The organism is Aeromonas popoffii (assembly GCF_037818705.1).
GTDB classification, from domain to species: Bacteria; Pseudomonadota; Gammaproteobacteria; order Enterobacterales; family Aeromonadaceae; genus Aeromonas; species Aeromonas popoffii.
Genome location: NZ_CP149129.1, coordinates 34325 through 60005 on the forward strand (window position 1 = coordinate 34325; position 25681 = coordinate 60005).

At 60.4% G+C, this 25681-nt stretch carries 25 protein-coding genes; 12 read left to right on the forward strand and 13 right to left on the reverse strand.

Features of this window, described 5'->3' with window-relative positions; translation table 11 throughout:
- Positions 1 to 187: 187 nt before the first annotated feature.
- From WJM78_RS00160 to WJM78_RS00175, 4 genes are all read left to right on the forward strand, one after another.
- Positions 188 to 1402, forward strand: coding sequence for an ABC transporter substrate-binding protein (locus WJM78_RS00160; protein ID WP_287145629.1), 1215 nt, complete (start codon positions 188 to 190; stop codon positions 1400 to 1402).
- Positions 1399 to 3852: an ATP-binding protein gene (locus WJM78_RS00165; protein ID WP_339012459.1), complete on the forward strand. Its 2454-nt coding sequence runs from the start codon at positions 1399 to 1401 to the stop codon at positions 3850 to 3852. The genes WJM78_RS00160 and WJM78_RS00165 overlap by 4 nt, the downstream gene beginning before the upstream one ends.
- Positions 3836 to 5113 (forward strand): sigma-54-dependent transcriptional regulator, encoded by a 1278-nt coding sequence (locus WJM78_RS00170; protein ID WP_212514605.1) that lies wholly within the window; start codon positions 3836 to 3838, stop codon positions 5111 to 5113. The genes WJM78_RS00165 and WJM78_RS00170 overlap by 17 nt, the downstream gene beginning before the upstream one ends.
- 335 nt (positions 5114 to 5448) lie before the next feature.
- Positions 5449 to 5763, forward strand: coding sequence for a hypothetical protein (locus WJM78_RS00175; RefSeq protein WP_212514604.1), 315 nt, complete (start codon positions 5449 to 5451; stop codon positions 5761 to 5763).
- A 59-nt stretch (positions 5764 to 5822) separates the two neighbouring features.
- Here WJM78_RS00175 and WJM78_RS00180 read toward each other — a convergent pair whose 3' ends face one another.
- From WJM78_RS00180 to WJM78_RS00210, 7 genes are all read right to left on the reverse strand, one after another.
- A complete protein-coding gene (locus WJM78_RS00180; RefSeq protein WP_042035626.1) occupies positions 5823 to 6635 on the reverse strand; it encodes a Cof-type HAD-IIB family hydrolase in 813 nt (270 codons plus the stop codon).
- A 90-nt stretch (positions 6636 to 6725) separates the two neighbouring features.
- Positions 6726 to 7766 (reverse strand): alpha/beta fold hydrolase, encoded by a 1041-nt coding sequence (locus WJM78_RS00185; RefSeq protein WP_339012464.1) that lies wholly within the window; start codon positions 7764 to 7766, stop codon positions 6726 to 6728.
- Between the two features lie 70 nt (positions 7767 to 7836).
- Entirely contained in the window at positions 7837 to 8568 is a 732-nt protein-coding gene (trmH, locus tag WJM78_RS00190) for a tRNA (guanosine(18)-2'-O)-methyltransferase TrmH (RefSeq protein ID WP_339012466.1), read from the reverse strand.
- A gap of 150 nt (positions 8569 to 8718) precedes the next feature.
- Positions 8719 to 10836, reverse strand: coding sequence for a bifunctional GTP diphosphokinase/guanosine-3',5'-bis pyrophosphate 3'-pyrophosphohydrolase (gene spoT, locus WJM78_RS00195; RefSeq protein ID WP_042035607.1), 2118 nt, complete (start codon positions 10834 to 10836; stop codon positions 8719 to 8721).
- Between the two features lie 135 nt (positions 10837 to 10971).
- The gene (gene rpoZ / locus WJM78_RS00200) at positions 10972 to 11247 is read right to left on the reverse strand and encodes a DNA-directed RNA polymerase subunit omega (protein WP_005307060.1); all 276 of its coding nucleotides are present in this window, start codon (positions 11245 to 11247) and stop codon (positions 10972 to 10974) included.
- A gap of 79 nt (positions 11248 to 11326) precedes the next feature.
- Positions 11327 to 11953, reverse strand: coding sequence for a guanylate kinase (gene gmk / locus WJM78_RS00205; RefSeq protein ID WP_287145636.1), 627 nt, complete (start codon positions 11951 to 11953; stop codon positions 11327 to 11329).
- Between the two features lie 299 nt (positions 11954 to 12252).
- On the reverse strand, positions 12253 to 13320 hold the full coding sequence (locus WJM78_RS00210) for a glycosyltransferase family 9 protein (protein WP_339012472.1): 1068 nt from the start codon (positions 13318 to 13320) through the stop codon (positions 12253 to 12255).
- A gap of 173 nt (positions 13321 to 13493) precedes the next feature.
- Between WJM78_RS00210 and WJM78_RS00215 the strand changes: the two genes are divergently transcribed.
- Together WJM78_RS00215 and WJM78_RS00220 are read left to right on the forward strand one after the other, a co-directional pair.
- The gene (locus WJM78_RS00215; RefSeq protein ID WP_042035611.1) at positions 13494 to 14207 is read left to right on the forward strand and encodes a 3-deoxy-D-manno-octulosonic acid kinase; all 714 of its coding nucleotides are present in this window, start codon (positions 13494 to 13496) and stop codon (positions 14205 to 14207) included.
- Positions 14208 to 14277: 70 nt separating this feature from the next.
- Positions 14278 to 15141 (forward strand): GGDEF domain-containing protein, encoded by an 864-nt coding sequence (locus WJM78_RS00220; protein ID WP_339012476.1) that lies wholly within the window; start codon positions 14278 to 14280, stop codon positions 15139 to 15141.
- Here WJM78_RS00220 and WJM78_RS00225 read toward each other — a convergent pair.
- Positions 15138 to 15992 carry a carboxylate/amino acid/amine transporter gene (locus WJM78_RS00225; protein WP_339012479.1) on the reverse strand — a complete coding sequence of 285 codons (855 nt, stop codon included), beginning with the start codon at positions 15990 to 15992 and terminating at the stop codon, positions 15138 to 15140. The two genes, WJM78_RS00220 and WJM78_RS00225, sit on opposite strands and share 4 nt — an antisense overlap.
- A gap of 39 nt (positions 15993 to 16031) precedes the next feature.
- Between WJM78_RS00225 and WJM78_RS00230 the strand changes: the two genes are divergently transcribed.
- On the forward strand, positions 16032 to 16493 hold the full coding sequence (locus WJM78_RS00230) for a DUF6314 family protein (protein ID WP_339012482.1): 462 nt from the start codon (positions 16032 to 16034) through the stop codon (positions 16491 to 16493).
- A 124-nt stretch (positions 16494 to 16617) separates the two neighbouring features.
- Here the strand turns inward: WJM78_RS00230 and WJM78_RS00235 are convergent, their stop codons facing one another.
- Positions 16618 to 16779 carry a hypothetical protein gene (locus WJM78_RS00235; protein WP_157013301.1) on the reverse strand — a complete coding sequence of 54 codons (162 nt, stop codon included), beginning with the start codon at positions 16777 to 16779 and terminating at the stop codon, positions 16618 to 16620.
- On the reverse strand, positions 16764 to 17663 hold the full coding sequence (locus tag WJM78_RS00240; protein ID WP_339012486.1) for a DMT family transporter: 900 nt from the start codon (positions 17661 to 17663) through the stop codon (positions 16764 to 16766). The genes WJM78_RS00235 and WJM78_RS00240 overlap by 16 nt, the downstream gene beginning before the upstream one ends.
- Before the next feature lie 91 nt (positions 17664 to 17754).
- Between WJM78_RS00240 and WJM78_RS00245 the strand changes: the two genes are divergently transcribed.
- Complete coding sequence (locus WJM78_RS00245; RefSeq protein WP_275929671.1) at positions 17755 to 18714, forward strand: LysR family transcriptional regulator; 960 nt, start codon at positions 17755 to 17757, stop codon at positions 18712 to 18714.
- Here WJM78_RS00245 and trpS read toward each other — a convergent pair.
- Positions 18693 to 19706, reverse strand: coding sequence for a tryptophan--tRNA ligase (gene trpS / locus WJM78_RS00250; protein WP_339012489.1), 1014 nt, complete (start codon positions 19704 to 19706; stop codon positions 18693 to 18695). The two genes, WJM78_RS00245 and trpS, sit on opposite strands and share 22 nt — an antisense overlap.
- 192 nt (positions 19707 to 19898) lie before the next feature.
- Positions 19899 to 20333 (reverse strand): universal stress protein, encoded by a 435-nt coding sequence (locus WJM78_RS00255; RefSeq protein WP_042035619.1) that lies wholly within the window; start codon positions 20331 to 20333, stop codon positions 19899 to 19901.
- Positions 20334 to 20710: 377 nt separating this feature from the next.
- On the opposite strand from WJM78_RS00255, the gene fabV reads away from it, so the two are divergent.
- Entirely contained in the window at positions 20711 to 21898 is a 1188-nt protein-coding gene (fabV, locus tag WJM78_RS00260) for an enoyl-ACP reductase FabV (RefSeq protein ID WP_339012493.1), read from the forward strand.
- A gap of 21 nt (positions 21899 to 21919) precedes the next feature.
- Here the strand turns inward: fabV and WJM78_RS00265 are convergent, their stop codons facing one another.
- The gene (locus WJM78_RS00265) at positions 21920 to 23017 is read right to left on the reverse strand and encodes a GGDEF domain-containing protein (protein WP_339015983.1); all 1098 of its coding nucleotides are present in this window, start codon (positions 23015 to 23017) and stop codon (positions 21920 to 21922) included.
- A gap of 208 nt (positions 23018 to 23225) precedes the next feature.
- Between WJM78_RS00265 and ftnA the strand changes: the two genes are divergently transcribed.
- From ftnA to WJM78_RS00280, 3 genes are all read left to right on the forward strand, one after another.
- On the forward strand, positions 23226 to 23750 hold the full coding sequence (gene ftnA, locus WJM78_RS00270) for a non-heme ferritin (protein WP_042035624.1): 525 nt from the start codon (positions 23226 to 23228) through the stop codon (positions 23748 to 23750).
- Between the two features lie 75 nt (positions 23751 to 23825).
- Positions 23826 to 24212, forward strand: coding sequence for a hypothetical protein (locus tag WJM78_RS00275; RefSeq protein ID WP_339012496.1), 387 nt, complete (start codon positions 23826 to 23828; stop codon positions 24210 to 24212).
- Positions 24213 to 24222: 10 nt separating this feature from the next.
- Positions 24223 to 25407, forward strand: coding sequence for an NAD(P)/FAD-dependent oxidoreductase (locus WJM78_RS00280; protein WP_339015985.1), 1185 nt, complete (start codon positions 24223 to 24225; stop codon positions 25405 to 25407).
- Positions 25408 to 25681 lie beyond the last annotated feature (274 nt).

The following is a 25681-nucleotide window of genomic DNA, read 5'->3' on the forward strand; positions in this document are numbered from 1 at the left end:
TCAATGAATAACAATAGTGATCCCGACAGGGCGATATGAGTCAGAACTGGCTCACCCCCCCATTTAATAAAATATTATCATGTGCTGAATATTAGATGTGCAGCACATAATCTGACATTGATAGCGAGCCGATAGACACCCTATGCCACTATTTTGCCGACTGCTTCCCCTCTGCTTGGTCGTGGTGATGTTGCCATTCAGATCCATTCAGGCCGCGTCATTGACCGTGCTTACCTCCTTCTCGGAGACGCCGGTCAGGGCGGTGATCGACGGTTTTGCCGAACAATATCCGGAAATCCGGGTCGAGGTTATTTATCGGCGTACCACTCCATCCTTGCGATTATTAACGGAGGCGGATGCGCCTCCCGTTGATATTATCATGTCATCGTCGCCGACTTTTTTTAACACGCTGGATAAGGCGGGTTTGCTGGCCCCCTTGCCGAACGCCACTATTCCCCCAGACTGGCTGAATCCGCATACCCTGGGATTAAGTAATAAAGTGGCGGTCGTCGGATATTCCAGCAGCGGTATCATGTATAACCGCCGCTATTTGACCAAATATCAGTTGCCCCTGCCCACCACCTGGCAACAGCTGGCGTCACCGGTTTTCATGGGGCACGTCATGATGAGCTCCCCCTCCCAATCCGGTACGACCCACATGATGGTGGAGAGCGTCCTGCAGCAGTATGGCTGGGAGCAGGGTTGGGCCCTGTTGATGCGACTCGGCAGCAACCTGTCGGCCATCACTGCGCGCAGTTTCGGGGTGAGCGATGGCATCACGCGCGGGCTGGCCGGCGCCGGACTGGTGATCGACAGCTATGCCTTCAACAGCCAGGTCCGCTTCGATCACGTCGGTTTCAACATCATGCCGGACTCCGTGATCCTGCCGACCTATCTGGGGGTGACCCGCAGCAGTGCCAATCCGGCCAACGGGGCCCTGTTCATCCAATATTTGTTGTCAGCCAGGGGGCAGGCCATCATAGGGACTCCCGGCATGGCCAAGGCCACACTGAGTCAGCCGGCGCTGGCCAGGCAGACCCGTTATGTTACCGACAAGGCGCTGTTGTATCGGCGAGCTGGCCTGCTCAAGGCGCTGTTCGAACAGACCATTATCCAGCAGATGCCCAGGCTGAAAATGACCTGGCAGGGGATTAACGGAGCGGATACCCAGCAGGAACCCTGGCGGATCAAACTGCTGGAGCAGGCGCGCCGCAAGGCCAGCATGCCCCCCCTGAACGAACAGCAGGCGCAGGACCCGGCGCTGCTCGCGTTGTTCGATGGCATGTACGATCGAGAGCAGGGAAATCCGCAGGCAGAGCGGGTAATGCACCAGTGGCGTCAGGTGATGGAGGGGCGACTGAACGAGGCACAACGACTGGTAGAGCAGGCGGTCAAGCCATGAGCCGGCTGGGGCGCAGCTTGCGCATGCCGAGCAGTCTGGGGCGTCGGCTCATCCTCGCCTTTGTGGCCATCACGACCCTGACCGGGATCATGGGGATGGCCGCTTACATGGTATGGGAGCGGCTGGGACAGCAGGTCAACCTGATTGTCGAGGAGAGCCTGCCCGCCATCGGTAGCGCCTATCAGCTGGAACGCGCCAGTTCCCGCTTGTTGCTGCTGCTGGCCCAGTTGCGAGACACCCGTGATCCGGTGCAGTACCAGCGGCTCTCCAGGTCGGTTTCCTCCACCCTGCGGGATATCCAGAATGCCTATCTGCTGGGTACGCCGGGAGATCAGGAGACGCCGTCGCAGCGGCATACGTTCGATGAATTGAGCGCGCTGGTGGCGGAGCACGCCGCCTATCTAGAGCAGCAGATCGATCACTTCGAAACCCTGCAGCAGCTGCAAAAGCGCAGCAACTGGCGGCATCAGGATCTGGTGGACGACGTCGTCCCCCTGCTGCAGGAAGTGGAGTGGCATCTGACCAGCATGGTGGCCAGCTCGGATGACATGGGCGAGTTTGGCAGTGTCATCAAGGAGTTTTCCGTCCTGCAGGATCTGACGTTCAAGGAAAACGAGTTGCAGGCGCTGGTCAACGAGGTCATTACCCAGCGGTATGAACAGGATCTGGAAAGCGCATTTCTGTTCATCGGTTACAAGATTGACGAAATAGATGAGCTGACTTCCCGCCTGGCAGAGTACCCCTCGACCGTCAGCTATCGCCAGATCCTGCAGGATATAGTGACCCTGGTGAAGCCGGATGGTCAGCTGCACCAGCTGCTGCAGGCGGATGCCTTGACTCACCAGCGGCTGGCGGCTCTGCGGCCCCAGCTGGATGATGCCGTATCGCGCTATCACCAGCGGGTGAGCCTGACGGTGAGCGAGGCAAACCGTTCTCTCAGTAAGCTGGGGCACAACAGCAGCCAGATGGTGGCGACCGGCAAACTGGTGATTCTGGTGGTACTTGCGCTCGCCATCTTGCTCAGCATCTTTGTGTTGGTGGTGCTGATCGGTCGTCGCCTGATCGGGCGGCTCGATGTGCTGGGGCAGGATCTGGCACGGGTTGCGGCGGGCAAGATGGATCTGCCGGTCAGAACCAGCGGGCGGGACGAGATCGGCCAGCTGGGGGAGAGCCTGCGCCATTTCTGTCAACAGCTGCAGCAGATGGAACGGACCAACGCCCTGAACCTCATCAACAATACCCAGGCCTGTCTCATCACTTGTCATCCCGATGGCACCATTGAGTCGGTCAACCCGAGTGCGCTGACCCTGTTCCAGCAGACGACCATCAAACCGGATCAGCCGCTGTGGCAGGCTGTTCCCGAAGAAGCCAGGACTGTGCTGGCCAGCCAGTTCCTGCCGGGACAGCCGCTGTATCAGCTCGGTCATAGCGAGTGCACGGTTGCCAGCGAGCGGGAGGGCAAGCCCCGTTTCCTGCACTTCAATCTGCGTCGCTTCGAACAGGGGCGGGGACACAGATTTATCATCACCATCACGGATGTGACCCGCCAGGAGCTGACCGCCAGGGAGTTGGCGCAATTGGTGGAGGATCGTACCCGAGAGCTGACCGAGAACAACCATCTGCTGGCAGCAGAGGTGGTGCAGCGGCAGCATGCCCAGCGCAACCTGCTGCAGACCCAGGATGAGTTGATCCAGGCTGCCAAGATGGCAGTGGTGGGGCAGGCGATGACCAGTCTGGCCCATGAACTCAACCAACCCCTGTCGGCGATGATGACCTATCTCTACACCAGTCGGGCTGCGCTCGATGCCGGGCAGTTCGAGACGCTGGGCGAAGACCTTGGCAAAATAGAGAAACTTAGCCAGCGTATGAGTCGTATTATCACGGCGCTGCGCAATTTTGCGCGCAAGTCGCCGACCGAAGAGACCCGCATCCGGCTCGATCTGGGTGAGGTGGCCGAACAGGCTCTGTTGCTGCTAGAGACGAGGGCCAGACGGGATGGTTGCATCCTGAGGAACGAGCTGCCCGCCGGGCTCTGGATCGAGGCCGATCCCGTGTTGGTGGAGCAGGTGCTGGTCAATCTGTTGGTGAACGGGATGGATGCCATCGCCGGGTTGGCCACCCGCGAGATCCGCCTGTTGCTGCTGGAACAGGGGGGCAGTCAGCTCAAGATTGCCATCGCCGACAGCGGTGCCGGCTTCGGTGAGGCCATCCTGCCCAGATTGTTTACCCCCTTCACCACGTCCAAGGAGGTGGGATTGGGACTGGGGCTGACCATCTGTCGCTCCCTGCTGGCCCGTTGTGATGCCGGGATCTTGCTAGGCTCGGCCCTGACGGGTGGCGCCATGGTGATCCTGGAGTTCAGCGGGATCCGTGTACTCTGCCCATCCGGGAACCCAGTCTCTGATGAGCACATGAACGAGGAGAGGTCTGTCGATGTTGTTACCCCGTAGCCGCCCGGCCAACGTCTTGTTGGTGGATGACGATGAGGACGTGCTGGAGTCTTATTGCCACCTGCTGCGGCTCTCCGGTTATCACCCCAGAGCCACCGCTTCGGCCCACGAGGCATTGACCCTGCTCACTGCCCAATGGCCTGGCGTGGTGGTATCCGATATCTACATGCCCGCCATGAACGGTATGGATCTGCTGACCCGGGTACAGGAGATAGACACCGAGATCCCGGTCATCATGATCACGGGTCACGGCGATATTCCCCTGGCGGTGCGAGCGGTGAAGCAGGGTGCATTCGATTTTCTGGAGAAACCGCTCAACCCCCATGCCTTGCTGGCCCTGTTGGAGCGAGCCTGCCATCAGCGCAGCGCCACTCTGGCGCGCCGCAGCGAGATCCAGGCGGCAGTCGATGACGAGCTGATTGGTACCAGCCCGCAGATAGTGGCCATTCGAAACCAGATCAGCCAGTTGGCACAGACCGACAAGGATCTGATGCTGGAGGGGCCTGCCGGCTCTGGCCGGCACACGCTGGCCCTGTTGCTGCACAGGATCAGCGCGCGTAAGGCACAGCCATGCCATCTGCATGATTGCGTGTCGGCAGGCTCGCTGGCCGAGATACAGGCCAGTCTGGCTCTCGTGGAGCAGGGGACCCTGGTGTTGCAGTCTCCCGCCAGACTCACGGCCGAGTGCCAGCGCTGGCTGGGTAACCATCTGCTGGATCAGGAGCGCAAGGGGAACAAGTCCCTGCGTACCATAGCGCTGTTTGACGAGTCGCCGGAGGGGCTGGTGGAACGACACCAGTTGATGCCGGAGCTTTACTACTTCCTCTCTCAGGTGAGGCTCAAGTTGCCTCGGCTGGTCGAACGCAGTTGCGACATCATCCCCCTGTTTCGGGCCTTTCTGCGTCAGGGCTGCAAACGGATTGGCCAGCCCGTGCCAGCGGTGGACCGCGCCTATCTGGAGACGCTCAAGCGGCATCAGTGGCCCGGCAATTTGCGCGAGCTCCGGAACGTGGCCGAGCTCTATGCGGTGGGCATCGTCAAGCTGGCGGGCGTTGAGCGGGCGATGCCGCTGGCCAGCGCCAAGGAGCCGCTGGACGATCTGGTGGAAGAGTTTGAACGGCGGGTGATCGAAGATACCCTGTTCCTGTTCTCCGGCCGGGTGACCGAGGCCGCCCACTACCTCGGGATCCCGCGCAAGAAGCTCTATCTGCGAATGAAGAAACACAATCTCGACAAGGAGCAGTTCAAGCCCGCCAGCTGAATGGTCAGAGCTTGAATCGCGGCACAGTGGTGGCCAGTTGCTGGCCCTGGGCCCCAGCGGGCTACCAGTCTGGCGAATGATCTCCAGGTTCTCCAGCATGGCGCTGTCATAGCCCGCGACGACGCTCAGATGGTGGTTGAGCTCGGTGCTGACGTTGCTCGGTGCAACGGGTGTGACGTTTTGGCGAGATTCATATGAGGGTTTCAAAGTCGGGCTGGAACCGTCAAAATTTGAGTTATTACCGGTACATTATCGAGTGCGGCCGATACAGATAAGAGCGAAACTTGTTCAGGGCGTGAACAGCGGATTCTATTGTGTCGGCGAAGGGGTACATCATGAGATGTCCAAGGTGTCTGAAAGAAGGGGTTGAGAAGGCATTGGATGAGCGGGTGGGGCGGGCCTGCGCCATGGGATGTGGTGCTGCTGGTGGTTATGCCTGTGCAGCCACTTTCGCCAAGGTTGGTGCTGGCATGGGGGTAACCCTGGGAGGGATAGGCGTGCCCATTGGCGCCATTGCCGGTGCTCTGGGGGGGGCCTTGTTGGGGGGCGCAACTGGAGGCGGGCTGGGGTTATGGCTCGGCCGCACCATTGATCGCCAGATTTCACGGCAATATCGGTGCAGGGCGTGCGACCACTGCTTCCAACGTTAGGAGCGAAAGGTAGGAACGTCATGGATACCACCCACAGGCGGTATCCATGACGGCAGGGATCAGGCTTCGCCTGTGGTACTGATGTCGAACAGCTGCTCCAGATAGACGGCGACGCCATCTTCATCCGAGCTCAGGGTCTGTTCGTGGTCTGCCAGGGCCAGTTTGAGGCGATCGTGGGCGTTGCCCATCACCACGCCACGGCCCACCATGCTCAGCATCTCGAAGTCATTCATGCCATCCCCGAAGGCGATGGCCTGGGACATCTCCAGCCCGTTCTGTTCAAGCACGGCGCGCAAGGCATTACCCTTGTGCACCCCGGCGTGCATCACCTCGAGACAGTCCGGCAGGGAGAAGGTGACGTTGAGTCGATCACCATAATGCTGATTGAGCTGGTCCTCGATCTGCAGCAGCTTCTCGTGGTCGCCGATGTAAAACACCTTGTTGACCTTGTCCATCGGGTGGGTGGCGAGGTCGGTCAGGCGGTAGGTGAAACCGGATGCGTCATGGAATTGCAAAAACCAGGGCTCCTCCTCTTCCACCAGCCACTCGTCGTCATAGTAGACGTTGAGGTGAATAGAGGGGTCGCGCTCCAGCGCGATCAACTCGGCGGCCACGGTAGCTGGCAGCGCCTGATTGAAGATGAGCTGATCCTGCTTGTCGTGCACCACGGCCCCGTTGGAGGTGATGAGGTAGATGTCCAGCCCGAGCGTGTCGCGAATGCTGCGCACGTCCACATGGTGCCGGCCTGTGGCCACCACGAACTTGATCCCCTGTTCCACCAGACGGTGCAGGGTTTCACGGGTGCGGGGGGAGATCTGGTGCTGCTTGTTTAGCAGGGTGCCATCGAGATCGGATACAACTACCTTGAACATCATTACCTCGGCATCAATTGAACGCAGGGGCAGTGTACCCCAGCGTTTTGCGTCACCCCATTTATTTAGGGATCCAAAAAATAACCCGTGTCAGAAGCGATCGAAGAAGGCCAGGGTGGCGTTCAGCGCCGCCTGACGCAGGGGATCGGCCTCCATGAACAGCTCGTGCCAGGCGCCCTCTATCCGCAGCGGCTTGCCCCCTTCACACCGAGCCCGGGTGCAGAAAGCATCCTGCGCGGCATTGTCCACCACACTGTCTTCCCCCGCCTGCAGCAGCAGCAGTGGCGTTTTGATGTGATCGGCTGCGGCGATGGCGCTGTCGCCGGCGGCTATCCCCTCGCGGATCCAGTGGGCCGTCACCCCACCCAGCTTGATCTGCGGGTGTTGCTCGTAGAGCTCGCGAAATGCCTGATAGCGTGGCTTGCTGTGGCTCAGGCTATTCTCGGCAAATTCGCGGGGCTGATAGCTGCCCTGACCCGGGCCATAGGGCGGTTCGCCCAGCCAGTTGCCGACCTTGTCTATGCTGGCTGCCAGCCCCTGGGCCAGCCACTTGGGCAGGCCGCTGAGGTTGATGCCCATCATGGGGGAGGAGAGCACGGCGGCCTTGATGTCATCCGGCCAGCGTTCCAGATAGAGCGCCGAGATGGCGCCACCCATGGAGTGGGCCAGCAGGAACAGCTTGGCGGGCTGGTCTGCCATTATGACCTGGTCGTGAAATTGCTTCAGATCCAGTACATAGTCGTCGAACTGGTCGACATGTCCTTTCTCCGGGTTGTCCAGCAGGCGATCGGACATGCCCTGACCACGGTGATCGATGAGATAGAGGCTGTAGCCCTGACGCCACAGATCCCAGGCCAGCTCCTGATACTTGAGATAGCTCTCGGTCCGGCCGTTGACGATCAGGATGGCGCGATCGACCTTGGCCTGGCGCAGGGTGGCATAGCGGATGGTGACGTCATCCTTGCCCTTGAATTCCCCTTCGACGGCGTGCTCGCGCCAGAAGTCGGGCAGGGTCTGCTGATAGAGGGTGGGCACATCGGCTTCGGGAGTCAGTTGATAGGGATGGGTCACGGCAAGGGCTCCGGCAGAAAACAGGGTCAGGGTCAACAGGGAAATAGAGAGGGGTTTCATCAGGCACACTCCGTTTGCCAAGTTTGATAAAACACGGCGATATAACCTTGGTCGTGGTGCTGGCAGTACATCACTCCTCCTGCCACTCGGACTCTTCTTGCTGTGCGGCCCAACCCTTGCGTGTCAGTTGCATCTGTTGCCACCAAGCCTCGTCTGCCAGGATTTCGCCGGCCGGACCAAGCTGGGGATAGGGCATCTCTTTTTCTTTACAGAGCTGGGCATAGATGGGGTAGCCCCCCTCGAACAATATGCTGTTCTGCTCTTCAAGGTCGAGCGGGCAGCCGCGCTGATAGCAGCCGGCCAACTCGCGCTGGCGCTGTGCTTCATACAGGATGGCGGCGGCGGCCACGGAGACGTTGAGAGACTGCACCATGCCTACCATGGGGATGACGATATGGTGATCGGCCAGCGCCAGCGCCGCTTCCCCTATGCCGTGCTTCTCCTGGCCCACCAGGATGGCGGTGGGACGGGTGTAGTCTATGGTGCGAAAGTCCACCGAGCTCTCTGAAAGATGGGTCGCCAGGATCTGCATGCCGGCGGCTTTCAGCTCGGCCACGGCAGTGCCTATATCCGGGTGCAGTTTCACATCTACCCAGTTTTGGCTGCCGCGTGCCGTGCCCTTGCGTTTGTGGATCCAGCTCTTTGGCCAGACGGCATGCACCCTGTGGATGCCGATGGCATCGGCGGTGCGCACGATGGCAGCCAGATTGTGAGGCTTGTGGACCTCTTCCATGCAGACGGTCAAGTCGAGCTGGCGCTGAGCCAGCATGTCGGAAATCCGTTTAAAGCGTTCAGGAGTCATATCAGTTTCTATTGGGTGAGTCGGGTGTGCCAGGAGTGCGCAGCAAGCGGGTCGGGCTGACGCCGGGTCAGTATGGTGCGGTTTGGCTTGAGGCGTTCGGGGGTCATGGCGTGTCTCTATAAAGCAGCAGGCGGCTTGCGCCGCCTGTATTCAGTTCTTCTGTCGGTTCACCTTGAGCACATTGGGCATCACGCGGATCTTGCGCATGATGTTGGCCAGGTGGATACGGCTCTTGGTGGTGATGAGCAGGGTGACCAGATAGACACGGCCATCCTTCTCTTCGGTGCTGATGGCGTGAATGTTGGCGCCGGTGGCGGCAATCACGTTGGCCAGCTCGGCCAGCGCTCCCTGATGGTTGACTATCTCTATGCTGATACCGGTGCGGAATTCCTGCTCCTGATCCTTGTCCACCTCCCACTGTACCGGCAGGTATTTGTCCGGTTCGCGGCTGTAGCCCTTGATGTTGCGGCAGGCTTCCTGGTGGATCACCAGCCCCTTGCCCGGGCTGATGTGGGCAATGATGGCATCCCCCGGGATCGGGCGGCAGCAGTTGGCGAAGGTGACCAGCATGCCGTCGGCACCCTTGATCGGCATCTTCTTGCTGCTGGACTTGGGCTGCTCTTCCGGCGGCAGTTCATCCCCCAGCATGCGACGCGCTACCATGACGCTCATGGCATTGCCCAGACCCACGTCGGCCAGCAAGCCCTGCAGGTTCTCATGCTTGGTGTCGGTCAGCACCTGCTTGATGCGCGGCTCCGGAATATCTTCGATGTTCTTGACGCCGAGCGCATGGTTGAGCAGGCGGCGACCCAGCACCACCGACTCTTCGGTACGCAGGTTCTTGAGGAACTGGCGGATCTTGGAACGGGCCTTGGTAGTCACTACGAAATTGAGCCAGGCCGCGTTGGGGCGAGCCCCTGGCGCCGTGATGATCTCCACCGTCTGACCCGAATGCAGCGGGCTGCTCAGCGGATAGGGGTGGCGATCGACCCGCGAGCCAACGCAGGCATGGCCGATGTCGGTGTGCACCGTGTAGGCGAAGTCCACCGGCGTGGCGCCCGTGGGCAGCTCCATGATGCGGCCTTCCGGGGTGAAGACGTAGATCTCGTCCGGGAAGAGGTCGGTCTTGACCCCTTCGATGAATTCAAACGAGCTGCCGGCGCTCTGTTGCAGCTCCAGCAGGCTCTGCATCCAGCGCTGGGCGCGGATCTGGGCTGTGGTGCCCGAGCTGTCGCCATCCTGCTTGTAGGCCCAGTGGGCGGCAACCCCCTTGTCGGCCATCTGATCCATGAACTCGGTGCGGACCTGTACCTCGACCGGCACCCCGTGCGGTCCCACCAGCGAGGTGTGCAGTGACTGGTAGCCGTTGGTCTTGGGAATGGCGATGTAATCCTTGAAGCGACCGGGGCGTGGCTTGTAGAGGCTGTGCATCTGCCCCAGCACCCGGTAACAGGTATCTATGTCCTTCACCCTGACGCGAAAGGCGTAGATATCCATTACCTCATGAAATTGCAGCTCTTTTTTCTCCATCTTGTTGTAGATGGAGAACAGGTTCTTCTCGCGGCCGCTGACCTGGGAGTCGATACCGGCATCTCGCAGACGGCCCTCGATCTCGCTCTGGATGGAGTCGATGATTTCGCGGCGGTTGCCACGGGCACGGCGCACCGACTCTCGTAACACGCGGGAGCGCATGGGATAGAGCGCTTCGAAGCCCAGCTCTTCCAGCTCGTTCTTCATGGTATGAATACCGAGGCGGTTGGCGATGGGGGCGAAGATTTCGAGGGTTTCACGGGCGATGCGGCGGCGTTTGTCGGGCCGCAGTGAACCCAGGGTGCGCATATTGTGCGTGCGGTCGGCCAGCTTGATCAGGATGACCCGGATATCCTGGGTCATGGCCATCACCATCTTGCGGAAGTTTTCGGCCTGAGCCTCTTTGCGATCGCGAAATTTCAGCTTGTCGAGCTTGGAAACGCCCGCTACCAGCTCGGCGACGGCATCGCCAAACAGTTCGGCCAGGTCGGCCTTGGTCACGGGGGTATCTTCGATGACGTCGTGCAGCACGGCAGCCATCAGCGTTTCGTGATCGAGTCGCATGTCGCCGAGAATGCGGGCAACGGCAACCGGGTGGGTGATATAGGGTTCGCCACTGGAGCGCATTTGTCCCTGGTGGGCATCACGGGCCACCACATAGGCTTGCTTGAGCTTCTCAACCTGCTCTGGTGGCAGGTAGGAACTGGCTATTTCTTTAAGATTTTCAAATAAATACAAGACAGTCCCCGCAGCGGTTAAACGGCAATCCGTGGAATAGAGGGTATAGTCCCGAGTTTGCGAGGTTTTCGAGCGGTTGTAAATGGGAAGAACAGTCGGCACCCGGGCGGGCGCCGACTATGAGAAATAACTGACTTAACCGCGGCCTTCGGCGATGGCAGCAACGGCAGCCAACTCGGCGGCTTCCTGCTCTTGCTGCTCGTAGCGGTCCTGGGTGTCCATCACCTGGTTGTTCACCAGACCCAGTTCGATCTCGCGCAGGGCGATCACGGTCGGCTTGTCGTTCTCTTCGTCAACCAGGGGATCTTTGCCTTGAACCGCGATTTGGCGGGCGCGGCGGGCGGCGACCAGCACCAGGTCAAAACGGTTACCTACCTGTTTTACAGCATCTTCTACAGTAACGCGTGCCATGCAGGACTCCAGTGTTTGGGCTTTCTGTGTTTAGAAAAGCGGTGTTTAAAAATGACGCAAAAGTTTACTTGTTTTTGGCCTATTCTGCCAGTAGCTGTTGCAGCAAGTTTTGTTGGGCCTGCTGTTGCTGATGCATTTCCAGCCGTTGGCACTCAATAATGGCCCTGAGCTGGAACAGTGCCAGCTCAAAGTCTTCGTTGATAATGACATAGTCATACTCGTCGTAGTGCACCATTTCGGCAATGGCTTTCGCCATCCGGCCGGCGATCACCTCGCTGCTGTCCTGACCGCGACCGATCAGGCGCTGTTCCAGCTCGGCACGGCTGGGAGGCAGGATGAAAATGGACTTGGTCGGCATCTGCTCGCGGATCTGGCGGGCGCCCTGCCAGTCGATGTCGAGGAAGACGTCGATCCCTTTGGCCAGACAGACCTCGATGGCGGCGCGGGAGGTGCCGTAGTAGTTGCCGAACACTTCGGCCCACTCCAGAAAGTCACCGCGCGCGATCAGCGCCTTGAATGTCTCCACCGGCACGAAGTGGTAGTGCACCCCGTCCTCTTCGCCCGGGCGCATGGCACGAGTCGTGTGGGAGACCGACAGTTGCATCTTGCCTGCTACGTTATGTTTGGCCAGCAAGGCATTGAGCAGGCTGGATTTACCCGCCCCGCTCGGGGAGGAGATGATATAGAGAGTGCCTTGTTGCGCCATGTGATTACCTTTAATCGAAACCCGTGTTTTGGTTGTAGCAGAGGCTGCCGTCTTGTGCCCGAAAGGGAGACAGCCCAACGCAAAACGCGGAAAATTCTTGGATCAGGGGGATGTAAAGGCGGCGAATTTTAACAGAAGGCGGCGGATAAAAAAACGGCCGGAATCATATTCCAGCCAATCAAAGTCTTCGTAGCTTGCTGCGGGAGCGTAACCCACATCAGTCCTCATTGTGCCTTTGGGGGCGGGTAGAGGCCATCAGGTTATCCCTGCCTGATGGCTCGGAATTCCCGAGTTGCTTCTCAGTCTGGCAGATGGCGATCGGCGCAGAGCCGATCGAACGCGGCGATGACCTGTTCACTCGTGATCTTGCTCATGGCCTCTGGGTCCTTGAGGCGGGAGCGCCAGCTCAGATCGGCCAGCGGCTTGCCGGTCTCCTGTTCGATCAGTTCCTGATAGACGCTGACCACGTAGTCGCGGCATAGATAGGGGCCGGTGCGGGCCGGATTGTGATGGGCGTAGAGGCCGATCACCGGTGTGCCCACCAAGGTTGCCATGTGGGTGGGGCCTGTATCCGGGGCCAGCACCAGACTCGCTTCGCCAATCAGCGCCAGCAGTTGCTTGAGGTTGGTCTGCCCCACCAGATCCACTGATTTGCGCTGGCTCAGTCGCTGTATGTCGGCGGCCAGATCCCGCTCGAGCTTGGCTGGGCCGCCGCACAGATAGACCTGAAAGCCCTTGTTGGCGGCATGATCTGCCAGCGCAGCATAACCTTCGGCCGTCCAGTTCTTGAATGCCTTGCTGGCGGCGGCGCAGATGAGCAGCGTCGGTTTGCCGCCAATCTTCTCCTTTGCCCATGCCTGATGTTCAGGGCTTATGGGCAGTTGCCAGTCCGGGGTCAGATCCTGGATGCCGAGCTCTTTGGCGAAGGCGAGAAAGCCGTCAAGCACATGGGGCGATGCGGGGGATGGCACCCTGTGGTTGGTGAACAGCCACTGACCGTCGTTGGCGCGCTCCTTGTCGAAGCCGAGCTTGATCCTGGCCTTGATACCGAGCGTGGCAATGCTGGCGCGCATGGCAGCTTGCAGGTGGAGCAGGGCATCGAACCTGCGCCCCTTGAGGGTCTGCCAGAGATCGCGGTAGCCGCGCCAACCCTTGCTTTTGTCGAAGGCGATCACCTCCACCCCGGGCAAGTCGGCAAACAGGGTCGCTTCGATTTTGCCGGTGATCCAAGTGATGCGGGTCTGGGGCCAGGCCCGCTGGATGACGCGCACCAGTGCCAGCGCGTGGCAGCAATCCCCGATGGCGGAGAGCCGCAGTATGCAGATAGAAGAGGGCGGCGTTGGGAACAGCGGCATGATGTGGCGCAATGGTGGAAAAATGGATGGATGGCATTATGCAAACTCCCCTGTGGATTGTAAAATTGCGCGCAACTGGCCGCCGGTACTGGCCGTGATCCTTACAAGGAGCACGGGTTCGTGCTGACAAGCCGCTTTATCGTGAATCGAACCATTGCGATCACTGACCGACCGGGATCACCAAGATGCGAATACAGACCGAACACAACCAGATCTGCTGGTACGCCGAAGGGGTTTTTCGTGACCCTTCTCCCGAGCTGTTTGATCCGGCCTGGTGGCAGACCCATCGCCAGGTAGTGGGTTCCTCCATCGGTCGCGGGGTGACCTGGTTCGTGAAGGATGAATCCCGTCACCTGGTGCTACGCCACTACTATCGTGGTGGCATGGTGGGCAAGGTGGTGCGGGATCGATTCTGGTTCGAGGGGGTAGAGAGCAGTCGTGCCATGGCCGAATACAGTCTGCTGGCCAAATTGAGCGAGCAGGGCTTGCCGGTGCCGCGCCCGTTTGCGGCCCGCATGGCCAAGCAGGGCCCCTTCTATCGGGCCGATATCCTGATCGAGCGCATTCGCGGCGCCAAGGATCTGGTGGCGCTGCTCAAGCAGGGACCGATCGCTGGCGAGGTGTGGCACAAGGTCGGCCAGACGGTGCGCCAGCTGCACGATGCCGGTGTCTACCATGCGGATCTCAACAGTCACAACCTGCTGCTCGACAAGGAGGGCAAGGTGTGGGTCATCGATTTTGACAAGGGGGCGATCCGCTCGTCCGGTAGCTGGCAGCAGGCCAACCTGGAGCGGCTGCTGCGCTCTTTCACCAAAGAGTCCCAGTTGCATACCAGTTTCCACTTCGTGCCGGAAAACTGGCAGGCCTTGATGAAGGGTTATCAAGGAAAAGCGAGCTGACCCAGTTGCTCGCCGCGAGAGCCAATGTTACTTATTGAGCAGGTATTCCGATTCGGTTTCGAGGCGCTCGATGGACACGCCCAAGGCTCCCCTGAGGGACGCAATCACCCGGTTTGATCTGGCGCTGATGGCAGATGCCATGGCACTGCTGGCGGCGGGACTCTGGCGCTGGAGCCCGCAACAGGGGGTACAGCGGGATATCTCCTGCCTGCGCCTGCTGGGATTGGATGAGACCGGGCTGGACGATCTCGGCTGGCTGGAACGGGTACATCCCGACGATGTGGCCGCACGGCAGGATGCGCTTGGTGCCTGCCAGAGTGGGCGACTGGCCCAGATCCGGCTCGAATACCGCATCCTGCATCACGATGGTCACTACGTGCGGCTGGAAGAGCGGGCCCGGTGCGATCAGCTCGGTCAGGTGCTGGGAGTGGTGCGCCAACTCGACCCGCTGGCCGTGATCGTGGAGGAACGCCACGGCATGGATCCCCTCACCGGACTGGAGAGCCGCAGTCACTTCGAACAACTGCTCGACGAGCGGCTGGCGACCGAGAGTGGCAGCTTCAGCCTGCTGCAGTTCACCGTGGACCACAGCGCCAAGATACTGCAGCTGTTTGGCGAGGCCGCCTGTGATGCCATGCTGGCCAAGCTGGTGCGCATAGTACGCCACGAGCGGCAGCGGGAAGATCCCTTCGCCCGTTGGGACCAGGATGGCTTCATCCTGATGCTCTCCCAGACAGATCGGCTGAGTGGCCTGGAGATTGCCGAGCGGCTGCGCCTCGAGATCGCCGATGCCAGCCTGCTGCCGCAGCGGCCGGTGACCGTCAGCATAGGGCTGGTGCAGAGCCAGAGCGGTGAGCAGCTCGACCACCTGCTGGCCCGTCTGGCCAGCTGTCACGGTCAGGCCAGACGGGAGCACAATACCGTCGTTGGTTAATGCTTGCTCGCGTTGGCGCGCTGGCAGATCCAGAGCGAGGCCAGCATCAGCAGGCCGCCGATGGTCAGCCGGGTCAGATCGGTATCCTTGCCCCAGAGCAGCAGGTTGACCAGCAGCCCCGCCGGGATAAGGGCGTTGTTCATGATGGCCAGCACACCGCTGCTGACCCTGGTGGCGCCCTTGTTCCACAGGAAGTAACCCAGGCCGGAAGCGCCTATCCCCAGCCACAGCAGAATACCCCACTGCAAGCCGCTGGTCGGGTATTGCGGCTTGCCCAGCAGCCACCAGGCGGGCAGGGCGACAGCCAGGGCCCCCAGATAGAAGCAGCCGAACACTGCCCGCTGTGGCGGTTGCTCCGCCTCCCGCGCCAGCAGTACCTTGTAGCCCACCTGACCGAGCGCGAAACATAGGTTGGCCCCCTGCACCACCAGAAATCCCAGCACATAGCTTTCGGTCAGGCCGTCGAAGCGGATGACGGCCGCTCCGAGCACCGCCAGCAGGGCGCCCCACAGATAGGTGGGCTTGAAGCGCCCCTCCAGCAGATCGTGGAGCAGGGTGACGTAGATGGGGGTGAAGATGGTGAACACCAGCACTTCCGGCACCGTCAGCAGCAGGAAGGAGTGGTAGTAGAAGAGATACATGATGCCGAGCTGGATGGCGCCGAGCGTCATCAGCTTGGCCACCAGATCGGGGCGCAGCCAGCGGCGACGCAGGAAGGGGAGAAACACCAGACTGGCGAGGGCGATGCGGGTCAGCACCGAGAAGTAGGCATCCACCTGGCCAGCGAGGTAGACCCCGATCAGGCTGAAGGAGAATGACCAGAGCAGGGTGACCCCTATCAAGTAGTTCATGTGATTGATTTATCGTCAGTTGTCAATTTTAAGGGGGCTATGATGGCCGAGATGGAAGCGGCAATCCAGCGTTTATGGGCGCGATTGCCACAGGTCGGAGCATTTAGCTTCACCGCCAGCAATGGCGAGGGGTCGGCGACCGACTGGAATGGTCGGGGCGAGGGGAGTGTGCAGGTGACCGATCATCAGGGTGGCTGGCTGTTTAGCGAGCAGGGCCGTTACACCACACCCCATGGAAGGGAACTCGCCATTCACAATCGCTTCTGGTGGCAGCGTAGTGCGCGGGGGATCCGCCTCGCTCATTTGCGTTATGAAGCGCCGGTCGAACTGTTCGAGCTGTTGCCGCAAGGGGATGGCCGCTGGCTGACCGCCGAGCCGCATCTGTGCGGGGCGGACCACTACAGCGCCGAGCTGACCGAGATCGACGGCGGCTTTCTGCTCGGCTGGCAGATCACCGGCCCGCGCAAGAACGAGCGGCTCAGTTATCGCTATCTGGTTTGACGCTCGCTGGCAGACATAAAAAAACCGGCGCAGAGCGCCGGTAGCAGGGGACAAATCGGAGGTTTTTTAAAACGGTCCCAAAAACAGGAGAGATACACTCTCGTCACACATTCAGAGATGGACTTCAGGCATGCAGGGCATAGCTCAGCATGGCTTGCAGCTTGCTGTCGAAGAACCAGGGCAGCAGTACCATCAGCAGGCCCATGATCCCGGCCAGGCGCTGGCGATATTGCCAGCTGGCGATCAGTACCAGACCACCGCACAGTGTGGTCAGGATGCCTGACATAGGGAGACCTCGCGCTGCATGCGACGCTGTTGCGCCCACTGGTTCATGGCGACTGAGCCGAGGATCAGGGCCAGTGCCACACCGGTAGTGGAGTGGATCTGCTCGCCAAGGAATAGGGCACCCAGCATCACGCCAAACAGCGGCACCAGATAGTTGCTGAAGGAGGCGAACGTCGGGCCAGCCTTCTGGATCAGCGCCATATAGAGGAAGTAGACCAGACCGGTACAGAGAGTACCCAGCACGGTAATCGCGCTCAGGGCCTGGCTGCTCGGCATGGTCAGGCTGCCGAGATCAACCATGAAGGGTGCGACCAGCAGCAACTGGGCTGCCGAGGAGACCAGGATGTTGCGGGCAACGACCACAGGGTGATCCTTGGCGAAGCGCTTGATCATCAACAGGCCGATGGCAAAGCAGCTGGCACCGAACAGGATGGCGACGGCACCGAGCAGGCCAGCGTTCATGCCCTGAGCGAGTTTCGGCCAGAACAGGGTAAGCACACCGGCAAAGCCGATGATCACCGAGAGCAGACCGGTTTTGGTGATTCTTTCACCAGAAATAAACAGAGGTGCAGCCAGAATGGTCACAAACGGGATACAACCCATGACCACGGCGGCGATGGCGCTATCCACATACTGTTGGCCCCAGGCAACCATGATGAAGGGGATAGTGGCATCCAGCAGGGCAATCAGCATATAGGTCCGCCACGGGGTGTGCTCACTCTTGAGACGCATAAACAGGCAGAGCAGACCCAGGGTCAGGCTGCCGCACAGGGCGCGACCCGCAGCCACCAGAATGGGGGGCAACTCGGCAACAGCCTGGTGCATGAAAATGAACTGGGAACCCCAGAGCAGGCCAATGGCCAGCAATAACAAATAGCTACGCATTGTAATCTCCGATGTATTAAGCCAGCGCATTCTAGGTAATCTGTTACTATGGTAAAAATGAATTGTTGGCATTTCACTATGGCGAATATAGATGGATAGCTCACTCGCCCGTCTTGACCTTAACCTGCTCGCCGTGTTCGACATGCTGATGCAGGAGCGCAACGTCACCCATGCCGCCGATCGGCTGCATCTCTCCCAATCCACCGTCAGTCATGCCCTGGGTCGGCTGCGGGTGGCGCTGGATGATCCGCTGTTTGTGATGAGTCGACGCGAGATGATGCCGACCGAGCGGGCCAAGGCGCTGGCCGGACCGGTGCGCCAGGCATTGGCGATGCTGGAGCAGGGATTGCGGCAGGCCAAGGGGTTTGATCCCGCCACCGCGCGGCGAATTTTCCGTATCGCCACCCCGGGTTCGGTGGAGCACGGGCTGGTGCCTGTGCTGGTGGACAGGCTCTATCGGCAGGCCCCTCAATGTCGGCTTGAGGTGTGCGAGCTGGCAGACAACAACTACGAGCGGGAGCTGGAGAAGGGGGAGCTGGATCTGGTGATCGGGTTTGCCGGGGCGAATCACCTCTCACCCCGCTTGTGGCGGGAGGAGTGGTTCAACAACCCGCTGGTGTGCCTGTCGCCGCTTGGTAGCGAATTGCCCGATGTGCTGACCCCGGTCGAGCTGGTGAGCCGTCCCCATATCCACACCTCCAGTTGGGGGCACAGTCAGGCGATGGTGGAGCTCTGGCTGGCTCGCTTCGGGGTGGAGCGGGAGCTGGGGGTGCGCTTGCCGAGCTTTATGGCGGTGCCACCGTTGATGGCAACCGGCCGCTATCTGGTGGTGGTGCCCGAGATGATCGGGCGCCACTTCTGCCGTTACTATCCGCTGCGGATGCACCAGCTCGACCCCGCCATCCCCATCATCTACCTGATGGCAGGGCACCCGCTCACCGCCCACGATGAGGCGATCGGCTGGTTCAAGAGCCTGCTGCACCAGCTGGTGTTCGACCTTTATGGCGACGATGCGCTCGGTACGCCTGCTCAGCGGATGCTGGCGAAGTAGTCCAGCCCCATGGCGCTTTTCACCTCCGCCAACACCTCATCTGTGATGACGCGGGCCTGCTCGGTGCCCTGATAGAGCAGTGCCAGCAGCATCTTCTTGTCGGCGATGGCTGCGGCACGGCGCTCCCGCATCGGCGCGAGCAGGGTTTGCAGGCAGTCGTTGAGCACCTGTTTGCAGCGCATGTCGCCCAGTCCGCCGCGCTGATAGTGCGCCTTCATCTCGGCCACCAGCGCCTTGTCGGGGTGGAAGGCATCCAGATAGGCGAACACCGTATTCCCCTCCACCTGACCCGGATCGCTCACCTTGAGGTGGTTGGGGTCGGTATACATGGCGAACACCGCCTGTTTGACCTCTTCCGCCGACATGCCGAGTTCGATGGTGTTGCCGAGGGATTTGGACATCTTGGCCTTGCCGTCGATGCCGGGCAGGCGGCCGGTGTCGCTCAGGATCGGCTGGCACTCGGTCAGCACCTCTTTGCCAACTAACGTGTTGAAGCGGCGCACGATCTCGTTGGTCTGCTCCAGCATCGGCAGCTGATCTTCCCCTACCGGCACGTGGCTGGCACGAAAGGCGGTGATGTCGGCGGCCTGACTGACCGGATAGACCAGGAAACCGGCCGGCAGCGTGCGCTCGAACCCCTTCTGCTGGATCTCTGCCTTGACGGTGGGATTGCGCTCCAGCCGGGCGACGCTGACCAGATTGAGGTAATAGCAGGTGAGTTCGGCGAGGGCGGGCAGGGCGCTCTGCAAACAGAAGGTGGTCTTGGCCGGGTCGAGGCCGACCGCCAGATAGTCGGCCATCACCTCCAGCACATTGTCGGTCACTTTGGCCGGGTTGTGGCCGTTGTCGGTCAGCGCCTGCAAGTCGGCGATCATCACGAATTGACGGAAGTGGTGCTGGGCTTCGACGCGCTGGCGCAGGGAACCGACATAGTGGCCTATGTGCAGTTTGCCGGTGGGGCGATCGCCAGTCAGGATAACGGGGTTGTGCATGTCACTCTCTCCAGTTGGGTGAGCCGGGAGGCGACAAAGGGATAAAAACAGTTGACCGCCTCTCGGCGGTCACGGTGTTTTCTTTGGGAAATCTAGAATAGAAACGCGGTGCCGCCTGTTTAGGAGCAGCACCACCAGTAGTTGTGATTGAATGTGGTCATGTTCATAGCAAATCAAACTACGCCGGTTTCATCACTTCTGCAAGGGGACGACCAGCAGATCGCACGGCACTGTATTCATCAGCTGACGGGCGCTGGAGGTGAGCAGACTCCAGAAACTCTGACGATGGCCGCACACCAGCAGGTCGATCTCGTACTCCTTGACCGCCTGATTGACCCGCTCGCTCAGATCGCCGCAGATCACCAGCTTCTTCTCGATGGGGTAGTCCACCGAGGCCAGAAATGCCTCCAGCTTCTCTTTCGCTTCGGCGATCACCTGATCCTGCACGTTGTCGATGTCGATATCGATCATCTCGGTGTAGAGATCCTTGAGGTCCACATCGACATGGATAACCGACAGCTTGGCGCCGTTGGATCGGGCTCTGTCCACCGCCTTGTCGATCACCTTGCGGTTGTCTTCCGACAGGTCGATCGCGGCCAGTATGTGTTGGTAATAGGTTCCATTCATGGGAGTTCTCCTCACTGATCCTGAGTCCACTATACCAATGTCTGATGAAACTAAAATGGTGTATGTGGCACAGTTTCGGGATTTGGAAGAGTTTCTTATGGGGCTCTCTTTCAGTCGTAGACGAAAAATCGTCTATATATCGAACAGGAGTTTGAAGCAGGTCACACCCGTCGGCTTGCCCGCAAGGGGTGACGGGCATAGGATGTGCCCGTGCTTCGCAATGAACACAAAACAACAAAAAGCATCTGAATACCGCTTTGGGGAGCCTCGCGCTCCCTCTTGTTTTTCTGCCCCCTTCCTGCCGATATCCCGCCCGACATCAAGGTAATCCGTGGCTGCTTGGTTATGCTGTAGCCAGTTCCTTTGGAGATCCCTTGATGATCATTCACCCGCAGATCCAGGGTTGCGTTGCGCGCAACTGTCACCCCATCGGCTGCCGCGCCGCCGTGTTGCAACAGATTGCCAGCGTCAGGGCGGCGGGCCGGTTCAACGGGCCCAAGCGGGTGCTGGTGCTGGGGGCCTCCTCCGGTTTCGGGCTGGCCTCGCGCATCGCGCTCACCTTCGGCGCCGGTGCAGATACCGTCGGCGTTTCGTTCGAGCGGGGCCCGTCTGACAAGGGGCTCGGCAGCGCGGGCTGGTACAACAACATCTGGTTTCGCAAGGCGGCGGAGCAGGAGGGACGCATTGCCATCAACCTGATCGGTGATGCCTTCTCGGATCTCATGCGCCAGCAGGCCATCGACACCATACGCCAGCAGCTGGGGCAGGTGGATCTGGTGATCTACTCGCTGGCGAGCGGCATTCGGGTGCTGCCGGTTGGCACTCAGGTGCGCTCCGTGCTCAAGACCACCGGTCAGCCGTTTAGTGGCTGGGGGCTGGATCTGGAGCAGGATACCCTGGTGCAGCAGTCGCTGGCCCCCGCCACCCCGGAGGAGATCCGCGATACCGTCACCGTGATGGGCGGGGATGATTGGCTGCTCTGGATGAAGGCGTTGCAGCAGGCGGGTTGCCTCGCTGCTGGCGCCCGGACCGTGGCCTACTCCTATATCGGCCCCGAATCCACCTATCCCCTCTATCGGGATGGCACCATCGGCTACGCCAAGGAGCATCTGCACGCCACCGCCGAAACCATCAACCTGCAGCTAGCCGAGATCGGTGGTCACGCCTGGGTGTCGGTCTGCAAGGCGCTGGTGACCAAGGCGAGCGCCTACATTCCTGTGTTGCCGGTCTATCTGGGGCTGTTGATGGGGGTGATGAAGGAGCGCGGCGTGCACGAAGGCTGCATCGAGCAGATGCTGCGGCTGTTTGCCGCCAAGATGTACGGGCCCAATGGGATAGTGGCCGATGGCAACCGGCTGATCCGGATGGATGACCACGAGCTTGACCCGGCCATTCAGGCCGCTGTCTCAACCCTCTGGTCCAAGGTAACGCCGGACAACTTCCATGCCCTGGGGGATTTCGCCGGGCTGCGGCAGGATTTCATGCAGCTCAATGGTTTCGAGCTGCCGGGCGTGGATTACGGGGCACCGGTGGATCTGGCCTCACTGACCGATCTGGTGCCATGATCCTCCATCCCTCCCGTTTATTCAGGCCACGCTGCTGGCCAGTTCATCCTGCGCCGAAGGGATCGTCGCCAATATGGTCTGGTTGCGGCCCTGGCGCTTGGCCTGATACATGGCCATGTCGGCCCGGTGAATAAGCTGGCCCAGCCTCTCGTCGGCCGGTGAGCGCCCGGCCACCCCTGTGCTGATGGTCATGCGGGGGTTGTCTAGCAGGGCAATCCGCTGGCGCAGCTGCTCGGCCAGGTGCCAGCAATCCTCAGCCGGCAGCGGCACCGCCACCAGAAACTCCTCGCCTCCCCAACGCCCGACCAGTTGCAGGTCGGGTGCCCAGGATCTCAGCTCCCGCGCCAGCAGCTGGATCGCCCTGTCCCCTGCCTGATGACCATGGCGGTCGTTGATCTGCTTGAAGTGATCTATGTCGATGATGAGCAGGGTGAGCGGGCCCTCCTGCTGCCACCGGGTGGCCAGCCGTTCCAGCAGCGCGCGACGGTTGGGCAGATCGGTCAGCTGATCGAAGGTAGCGAGCTTGTAGAGGTGGCGTGAACTGCGGTGCAGCCTGTGGGTGGTGATCCCCAGCAGCAGCAGGGCGCTGGCCAGCAGGCCGACCAGCACCAGCTGGTAGTTGCGGGCACTCTGTTGATGCAGCAGTTGCTTGCGCTGGCGCTCGTTCTCCTGTTGCAGCGCCCGGTTGCTGGCCTCGCTGCGGGCCAGATCCATCTCGGCCTGGAAGGCGGCGGCATGCTGGCTCGGGGTCTGGTTGAAGTGCTGCTTGTACTCGCGCATGTAGTCGATCAGCGCTTGATAGGCCTCGGGATAGCGCCCCTGATCGGCCAGCAATCTGGCTTGCAGCGCTTTGCTGCTGACACTGACGTGCCCGGTGCGATAGAGGGCGAGCCCGTTCAGGGCATGCCACCCGGAGTCCGGCATCAGGTGGTCGGTGACGGTTGGCTTGCGCTTTGTCAACAGGGCGAGAGCCTTATCCGGTTCCTCCATATCCTGCTGTGGGTGGGCATCGAGGCGCCGCAGATAGCCGACGGGATCGCGCCCCGCCTGCCATTCAGCCTCTTCCTGCAAGGAGGGAGTGGCCTGCAACTGGGTTATCCAGAGCAGTGCCAGTGCCATTATGAATCTCATTGAATCCTTTCCCCGACCACTGGGGCCATCATAATGGCTGAATCCACCTACACCATGTTTCTTTGCTTCTCTATAACCGTATGGGGGGCAGGATGAGGTGCAAGCTGTCACAACTAAGAGCCTGGGCTGTCGTATCTGGTTGATTCGTGATGAAACAGTGGCGACAATCGTGACCAAATCACAGTGGAGAATCATCATGTTGGCCAAAGCCATGATCGAGAAGTTGAACGAGCAGATTAATCTTGAATTCTATTCCTCCAATCTCTACCTGCAGATGAGCGCCTGGTGCGAGGACAAGGGTTTCGAAGGGGCCGCCACCTTCCTGCGTAAGCACGCGGTCGAGGAGCGTCAGCACATGGAGCGCCTGTTCACCTACGTGAGCGAGACCGGTGCCATGCCGATGCTGGGCGCCATAGGTGCGCCTCCCCACGAGTTCAACTCGCTGGGTGACATCTTCCGCACCACCCTGGAGCACGAGTACCACATCACCAAGTGCATCAACGGCCTGGCCCATGTGGCGTTCACTACCCAGGACTACTCCACCTTCAACTTCCTGCAGTGGTACGTGGCCGAGCAGCATGAAGAGGAGAAGCTGTTCAAGAGCATCGTCGACCGTCTGTCGCTGGTGGGTGAGGATGGCAAGGGTCTCTACTTCATCGACAAGGAGCTGGCCGAGCTGGCCAAGGGCGCCCCTGCCAGCGTCATGGATGGCAACGCCTGATAGTCGTGGACACTTAGTGTTCAGCCAGTACAATAACGGCCCCTCGTATCGGGGCCGTTTTCTATTGATGCTGCCATGAAACCGCTGCGGCGGCTTCTGCTGGGTACAATGACGGTCTTTCGTATAACGGGGCCGTTTTCTATTGATGCTGCCATGAAACCGCTGCGGCGGCTTCTGCTGGGGTCAATGACGGTCTTTCGTATAACGGGGCCGTTTTCTATTGATGCTGCCATGAAACCGCGGCGGCGGCTTCTGCTGGGGACAATGACGGTCTTTCGTATAACGGGGCCGTTTTCTATTGATGCTGCCATGAAACCGCTGCGGTGGCTTCTGCTGGGTACAATGACGGTCTTTCGTATAACGGGGCCGTTTTCTATTGATGCTGCCATGAAACCGCTGCGGTGGCTTCTGCTGGGTACAATGACGGTCTTTCGTATAACGGGGCCGTTTTTATTTGGATGAGTGAGTGATGATGAAGCAGGTTGATGTGGTGGTGATCGGGGCCGGTGCGGCCGGTTTGATGTGTGCCCAGCAGGCCGGCTATCGGGGCCGCTCCGTGCTGTTGCTCGACAACGCCAAGAAGCCGGGCCGCAAGATCCTTATCAGCGGGGGGGGTCGTTGCAACTTCACCAACCATCAGACCGGGCCCCACGCCTTCCTCTCGGGCAATCCCCATTTTTGCAAGTCGGCGCTGGCGCGTTATACCCAGCAGGACTTCATCGATCTGGTGGACCGGCACGGGGTCAACTACCACGAGAAGACGCTGGGCCAGCTGTTCTGTGACGAGAGCGCCAGGGAGATAGTCGACGTGCTGCTCACCGAGTGCGACTGGGCCGGGGTGACCCTGCAGTTCCAGACCGAGATCCTGAGCGTCAGCCAGTCTGATACCGGCTTTGTGCTCGCGACGAGCCAGGGGGAGATAAGCTGCCACTCGCTGGTGGTGGCCACGGGCGGCCTCTCCATGCCCAAGCTCGGTGCCACCCCGTATGGCTTCAAGCTGGCGGAGCAATTCGGCCTTGCTGTGCTGCCCACTCGCGCCGGTCTGGTGCCTTTTACCCTCCATCAGGCCGACAAGGAGGCCTTTGCCGATCTGGCCGGGGTCAGCCTGCCGGTGGCCGTGACCGCCGAAGATGGCACCCGCTTCAAGGAGGCCATGCTGTTCACCCACCGTGGCCTCTCCGGCCCCGCCATACTGCAAATCTCCTCGTTTTGGCTGGCGGGGGAGAAGATCCACCTCAACCTGCTGCCCGAGCTGGATATTGCGGCGGCCCTCAAGGCATGGGCGCAGGCCCATCCTGCGCAGGAGCTGAAGACAGTGTTGGGACGCGAGCTGCCCAAGCGCTTCGTCGACAAGCTGGTGGAGCTGGGCCAGCTGAATAACAAGCCCATGCGTCAGTACAACGAACGGGAGCTGGAGGCCATCGCCACCCTGCTGGGGGATTGGCAGATCCTGCCGAACGGCACCGAAGGCTATCGCACCGCCGAGGTGACGCTGGGGGGCGTGGATACCAACGAGCTCTCTTCCAAGACCATGGCGGCGCGCAAGGTGCCCGGTCTCTACTTTATCGGCGAAGTGGTGGACGTGACCGGCTGGCTCGGTGGCTACAACTTCCAGTGGGCCTGGTCATCGGGTTGGGTGGCGGGGCAATACTGCTGATCGGAGCCTGTGCCCAGCGGGCAGAACGGGCAACGGGCTACCTTATACCCTTTGTTGAGTCAGGCGCGGCGGTTACCGTTGCGGCATGTGCCGTGCCATAAGGGCAAGGTGGGATGGACCGCCTGGACGCTGACAATCCAGACCTGAGCCTGGTGTTTAGCTGTTCCTTTGTTCCTTTGTTCCTCTGTGGGGGGAGGACACAAGCGGGCCATGTTCTTGACGCCTGTCCCGATTATGGTTGGATATTACAACGGTTTGTTATTTTCAATAATGA